At 25.1% G+C, this 6,526-nt stretch carries 8 protein-coding genes and 1 pseudogene; 2 read left to right on the top strand and 7 right to left on the bottom strand.

The window, feature by feature from the left end; all coding sequences use genetic code 11:
* Positions 1 to 149: 149 nt before the first annotated feature.
* From bdr to HNR35_RS05295, 5 genes are read right to left on the bottom strand one after another with little or no spacing between them, the layout of a single operon-like run.
* Positions 150 to 752, bottom strand: a complete 603-nt coding sequence (gene bdr / locus HNR35_RS05275) for a Bdr family repetitive protein (RefSeq protein ID WP_183224404.1) — start codon at positions 750 to 752, stop codon at positions 150 to 152.
* 3 nt (positions 753 to 755) lie between these two features.
* Entirely contained in the window at positions 756 to 1,280 is a 525-nt protein-coding gene (locus HNR35_RS05280; protein WP_183224406.1) for a chromosome replication/partitioning protein, read from the bottom strand.
* A gap of 60 nt (positions 1,281 to 1,340) precedes the next feature.
* Positions 1,341 to 2,114 (bottom strand): ParA family protein, encoded by a 774-nt coding sequence (locus HNR35_RS05285; RefSeq protein ID WP_183224408.1) that lies wholly within the window; start codon positions 2,112 to 2,114, stop codon positions 1,341 to 1,343.
* Entirely contained in the window at positions 2,090 to 2,647 is a 558-nt protein-coding gene (locus HNR35_RS05290) for a DUF226 domain-containing protein (protein WP_183224410.1), read from the bottom strand. The genes HNR35_RS05285 and HNR35_RS05290 overlap by 25 nt, the downstream gene beginning before the upstream one ends.
* 30 nt (positions 2,648 to 2,677) lie before the next feature.
* Entirely contained in the window at positions 2,678 to 3,751 is a 1,074-nt protein-coding gene (locus HNR35_RS05295; RefSeq protein WP_183224412.1) for a plasmid maintenance protein, read from the bottom strand.
* A gap of 387 nt (positions 3,752 to 4,138) precedes the next feature.
* Between HNR35_RS05295 and HNR35_RS05300 the strand changes: the two are divergent.
* Positions 4,139 to 5,110: pseudogene (locus HNR35_RS05300) on the top strand (ERF family protein).
* A 35-nt stretch (positions 5,111 to 5,145) separates the two neighbouring features.
* On the opposite strand, the gene HNR35_RS05305 reads toward HNR35_RS05300, so the two are convergent.
* Entirely contained in the window at positions 5,146 to 5,580 is a 435-nt protein-coding gene (locus tag HNR35_RS05305) for an Mlp family lipoprotein (protein ID WP_183224414.1), read from the bottom strand.
* A gap of 171 nt (positions 5,581 to 5,751) precedes the next feature.
* Between HNR35_RS05305 and revA the strand changes: the two genes are divergently transcribed.
* Entirely contained in the window at positions 5,752 to 6,258 is a 507-nt protein-coding gene (revA, locus tag HNR35_RS05310; RefSeq protein WP_183224417.1) for a fibronectin-binding protein RevA, read from the top strand.
* 139 nt (positions 6,259 to 6,397) lie between these two features.
* Here the strand turns inward: revA and HNR35_RS05315 are convergent.
* The coding region (locus tag HNR35_RS05315) for a BBA14 family lipoprotein (RefSeq protein WP_336509708.1) at positions 6,398 to 6,526 on the bottom strand (129 nt) is incomplete at its 5' end.

Genomic DNA, 6,526 nt, shown 5'->3' on the forward strand with positions numbered 1-6,526 from the left:
TTTTTACAAAAAAATAACTTATTTAAATTCTTTTTGTTAAAAAGTTTAAATAAGTTCTATTTTAGAATAGATCAAAAATAAAATGTTTCTTTTTAGTAATACCCATTAGCATTATAATATAATGCTTAAAAAGCATTATGTGTTATTCATTATTTAATGAATTGTAAATATTTCATAAATAAAGCATTTAATATTGGGCCTAGAATTGCGGCTGTTAATATCATAAAATGGATTAGTCTGTTCCCAGTATTAAGATCTTTACGTAAATCCTTTACTTCATTTTCAATCTTATTAGTAAGTTCACTTTTAACATTGTCTATCTTAGTATTTAAATTAGATATATCTTTTTGCAAATTTTTCTCTACATTATCTATTTTAGCATCTAAATTAAATATATCCTTTTGCAAACTCTTTTCTACGGCATCTATTTTAGTATTTAAACTTTTTTCTGCGGCATCTATTTTAGCATTTAAACTCTTTTCTACGGCATCTATTTTAGTATTTAAACTTTTTTCTACATTATCTATTTTAGTATTAAGTTCGTTTTTTACACCATCTATCTTAATCTCTAAATTGGATATATATTTTCGCAAAGTTTTTTCTACATCGATTATTTTCTCTTTTAAATATTCGAAGTTGTAATTATCGTTATGAAGAAAAACAAAATCTATTGCCTCCTCACTAAATCCTATGTTTAAAAATTCATTTTTTATACTTTCTATGTTATATGCCCTATAAGATAAATTATTCATAAACTATCCTTTTAATGCTTTATATTTTTTAAAAAGTTTATTAAGAAAGTCCTTTTGATTTTCAAAAATCTCATCCATCATAAAACTTGTAAATTTGGCATGTTTTTTATAAAAATCATAACTTTCTTGTTTTTTAAGCTGAAATCTTAGCGGTTTTATCCAATTTTGTTTGGATTTTTTTATTGTTATACTTTCTTTATTTCTTAGTACAAAAAGAGTTTGTCTAAATCCATTTTGCACTAAAAATTCTTCCTCTATTATTCCCTCTTCTATAGCATTAGCAATTCTTAAATAATCATAAGCTTGGGTTTTTGCCAATTTATAGTCTTTTGTAAACTCTTCAAAACTTTTATATCCATCTAGTTTGTAATATTCATTATCTTTAATCTCTTTTAAAATTTTCATTGTCTCTAATCTAGAACAAATTTCAGATTTAACATTAATTGTTAATTGAGATTTTAACGATTTATACCTAACTATAACATCGTTATCGGCAGATAAATTTCTTTTATTTAATTGTATATTCATATATAAATCACCTCATATTTTTTTCCGGCACCGGAATTATTTTCTATAAAAAACACCTTTTTATATCCGCCATCCAAAAGATGGCGTAACTTGCATCTTATTTAAAAAACATTCAAGAATTTTTTTATACTCACAAACATAGTCTTTATTTAAATCAAATTTATCATTTTCTGCTATTCTCCTATTTAAATCTTCTCTTTCAGATATAATCCCTAAATAATCCTCTCTTAATTGTAAAATGTCTAGTAGTTGTTTATGAGTATTGTTTTTTTTAAATCGTGTTACCAATATAAAAATTGGCGAATTTGTTCCTATTTTTTTTGAATAAAACTCTAAAAGATCCAAACTTTCAACTGCCCATTTTTCAGCAGTTATCGGTACTAAAATATATTGACTACTTACTAAAGCGTTTGTCAAAGTGAAGTCTAAACTTGGTGGAGTATCTATTATTATATAATCATAATTGTCTTGTATAGATTCTAACTTCTTTTTTAATCTTAATTCCTTAAATGGAATTGATTCTTGATTAAATTTATGTAAACTTAAATAACTGGGTATTAAATCTAAGTTATTATCAATATTTATAATAACATTTTTTATTTCTAAAGCACCTTCTCTTAATATTTCATATATATTGGAATTTTCCAAATTGACATTTTTGTTTTGTATGTTGCTGAAATAAAAGCTGGTTATTGATGCTTGAGTATCTATATCTATTAAAAGAATTTTTTTTGACTTTGATAACAGAGTGGCAAGAATTATTGACGTTGTGCTTTTACCTACACCACCTTTAAGACTGGCAATTGTTATTATTTTAGGTTTTTTAGTATCCATTTCGTTAACGGTCCTTGTTCTGGGTATTTTTTCCCATAAAATTCATATATTTGTTTTTCTAAATCTGTAAACATACTAAATAATATTTTATTGTAGTGGTTATTCATTCGCTGTTTATCTAGCAAACGGTATAATCCCTTAAAGTAGAAAAAAACACTACCTGCTTTAAATCTAACTTCCATATAATATGCTCTTGCAAATCCATAAGATTTTCTATTCCCATTTAATTGATACTTTACAATAGCCTTTTTTATAGGTTTTCTAAACCCGTAAAAAATTCCTATAAATTTGTCCCCTTCTTTAATAGGGTATAAATGTGTTTCTTCAACAATTCTTTCTCCATTAAACAATGCCCTTAATGACACTCTAAATTCATGTTTTTTCTTATAAACTCCAAATTTATAAACGTCCATCATTATTTTTGTGTGGTACATGGCTTTGCCATTTTCTTTTTCGATCAAAATAAATCTTTCTTTATTTTGGCATTCTACTTTACATTTTCCTTTTTTGATAGTTTCTGGTGCACTTTCCATGTTCAATCCTTATATAACTTCTTTTAACATTCAAGAATTATTTTCATTTTTTATCAGCTCTAATAGTTCATAGTAATACGTATCGAATACTTTATTATATTCTAATTTCTTTTTGCTATTCAAATAAGTTTTTAGAATTGGCTTTAGAAATTCAATATTTGTCTTTTCTTTCAGTTTATCAATAAGAATATTGAAAATATATGTTTTTATATTTTGATAATCTTTTTGTGGGTTTTCTTTTTTTAATTCAATTAATTTTTCTAATTTACGTTTTATTGCGCTTAAATCGTTATATTTCTGATGTTCAATAATAAAATGGGGTTTATTTTTGTAAATTTCATATACTTTTTGGATATTTGTTTTCAATTGTTCTGAATTGTACCCTTTTTCTTCTAATTCTTTTTGAATATTTTCTAGAATTTCTTTTAATTTATTTTGCTTGTCTTTATAGCAAGATTTATTAAAAGAAATATGTTTACTTTTTGTTAAACTGTTTTCATATCTTTTGACAGTTTTAAATATTTCAATTGCCAAATTTGTACTAACATCTAATTTTAATAAATCCAAAAGAGTTTCTTTATTAGAAAAGTTACATTTATTGAAATACTTTATTTTTTTGTATTCTTCTATTTTATTAGAATTTCTTTCTTCTTTTATATTATTTTTATTACATAAACACTCCACCAACTCTACATTACCCTTTTTTGGAGATTTGTCTTTAAGGTAGTTATTCACTCTAGATTTAAATCTAGAGTGAATTTTTTCTTGAAAGTATTGGTTGATTTTAAAGTGGCATACATTTTTTTCATAATTAAGGTGATAGTAAATTTCCGTGCCAAAATTTACACCCAAATGTTTGTAGTAGTTGGTTGTTACTTTAAATTCTCTTTCTAATTTGTAAAGATATTTTTGCAGTGTTCTTAATGTAGTAGGAGCTTGACCATTTCTTTTTAGATTTTCATTAAAGTAATAGAGTATGGTTTTTTGTGTATATTTCTTATATTTAGTGTTTATGTAGGCTAGTGTTGAGACAAGAACTATTAATTTACGTTGTAATTTGTTGTGGCACTTTGGACTTTTTGTGTAATTTGATAAATGCTCCATTGTATTAGGCTCCTTATTATGTTTAATAATAATTATTAATATAATAATGCAAAATTTCGAATTAAAAGTAAATACTTTTCTAAAAAAAATATTAAATTATAATTATTAATTTGATTAATTAAATACACTTTTTGTAATTTAGTAAAAGATAAATTGATTTTAATTTTAAAATGGGCTAGACTACAAGTATCGTAGTTATTTGAACGTGTTTCAGTTTGACTACCTTATTATGTTAATTTGCAAAAAAATAATTGAAAGAGCTTAGCTTAGTTCTTTTATAAAGAGAATCTAGCTAAGCTCTATTTTTTTGTAAAAAATTTTTATAAAAAAGTTGGCAAAAATAGTTTTTGCTATATAATTATTTATAAACATAATAAGGAGTACATTATGAACAATGTTTCAGAAAAAACCCAAGATATACAAAATGATATTCAAGCAGAAATTAAATTCTTAAACGATATGGATACCTTAAGAATGAATTTGCCACGTATCGACAAAAGTCTTGATGGATATAATAATTTTTATAAGTATCAGGATTTTAATGAAATATTAGAAGAAATTTAAAATGTTATTAAAAAGCATAATTTAAAGCTTGGTTTTTATCAAAAACTAACTTGGTCAGTTATGGATGGCTTTAAGGAACATGTTATTAGAACTACTTTTTACAGTAAAAGTACTGGGTACAGAGAATCATTTGATACGCCAATTCATACAGATAAATTACAATGCAATAGTGTAAATTCATTTCCACAACAGGTCGGATCAGCTATTACTTATTTCAAAAGATACGCTTTAGTTGGGTATCTTAATATAAAAAGTGAAGTTGATAATGATGCAGCACCTAATCGCAATAATTATGAAAACAAAAATTCTATGTCTAACAAGCAAGTTAATATCAAGCAAGAACAAAAAAAGGAACAAAAAAAAGAGATTAGTTACAATCAGAAAAAAGAAATAAAGCAAGAACAAAAAAAGGATAGGCTTTATTATTACAGTATTTTTAAAGAAGCGTTGTCTAACATAAAAAATTGGGTAAATAGCCCTACAGAAAAAGATAATATTGTCTCAATTATTCAAAAAATACGCTTTATTCAGAATATAGACCCTAATAATGTTGATGATATCAAGAAAATTGAGGCTGATCTAATCGCATATTTTGAGAAAAATAGTGATTTTAAGAGTATAAACTATTGGGCAGAGATTATAAAAGACTATTTCAAGAAAAATAATAGATTAAAGGATTTACAAGATTTTGAAAAGTTTATGTCGTTTAAGAGGACCGCTTATGGCCCTAGCCCACTATTATTCTTTAGTGTCTTAAAAGAAGAAAAACAATTTGATCATATATTTGCAGCGTAGCAATATGTTTAAAGCCCCCAAATAAGGGGGCTAAATTATTGATCACATGTAGCATTTGTATTGCTTTTGAAATCATTTATACTGCCACCTTTAAGGGCCCCTTGAACCGTATTTTTAAAAGCGGTTTTTTTATCATCTTTTCCAGCGCATTTATCAAGTTCACTTTTTATATGATCAAGCGCGTCTTTTATTTTATTTTCATCATATTCCAAAAATTTATCAAATTCTCCCGCATCAGTTAAAGCGGTTTTTAACCAATCAAGTTGTGTTTTTTGATCATCAGATAGCTTTTCTTTAAGAAGTTCTTCTTTAGATTTTGGTTTTTCTTGTTCGCTTAAATCACGTTTTTTCCTACTTTTTACTTCTTGGGTATTATTTTTATTATTCTTCTTAAAAACAGCATTATTATCGGAATTACAGCCATTTAGCATAATTAAAAATAAACAAAATAATATATTGATAATTTTCATTTTCCTCTCCTTTTTTTTATCTTCAGTACAATACATCAAGTAACAAAAAAGTTTATTCTTGTAAGTATAGATCCTATTTTTAGAAATTTTTATTTGTATTTGAGATAGAAATTTGTATTTTGCAATGTTGTGCTAGCTTTATTTAATTATTATTAAATGAAGGAGTAACTAATGAAAAATAAAAATTTAGTTAAATTATTTTTTATATCATCATTATTATTATTTATAATGGCTTGTAAAGCATTTATGGGAGGAGAAACATATACAGACGAAAAAAAAGAAATAGATTCTTTACTTTCAGAAGTTTCTAAACTTAATGAAAAGGCTGGTGGTGAAAAATTTAAAGAGTATAAAGATATAATAAATCAATTAAAAGAAAAATTCAAAGATATAAGTGATGAGGGGCTTAAAGGGAAATTATTAAAGTTAGAAAATCTCTTCCAAGATAAATTAGCGGCGAAATTAGCAGCTTTAAAAGCAGCTAAACAAGAGATTGGAAGCATTACCGATACTGATACTAGTACTGCAAAAGGTAAGATATGGTCAAAAGCAAAATTGGTTGGAGTAACTGTAAAGTTCAGTGGGAGTAAAACTACTGGTAATGGACAAAAAATGTCTAAAGAAGCTGTAGAACAGATAGATAAAATAATAAAGTTCCTCGAAGAAGGTACTAATTGATTAATAAATATTCATATTAAAAATGTTAAAATCTAGATATTAAATCTAATTTAATCTAATATCTAGATTTTTCTTCTATTGTAAAAGCCAATTTGATTAATATAAAGTATAAGTTCTTGCAAGAATACTTATTTGTAATTTACATTTTTAACTTAGAATATTGATTATAGACTTTTTTTGCTATGGGTTTTGTTTTTTTAATGTACTCTAAAAGCATTTTGATATTATATTTTATTGCAGTTATTGAGTGTTCGTCTTGTAGTGTTGA

The sequence above is a fragment of the Borreliella spielmanii genome (assembly GCF_014201705.1).
Taxonomy (GTDB): domain Bacteria; phylum Spirochaetota; class Spirochaetia; order Borreliales; family Borreliaceae; genus Borreliella; species Borreliella spielmanii.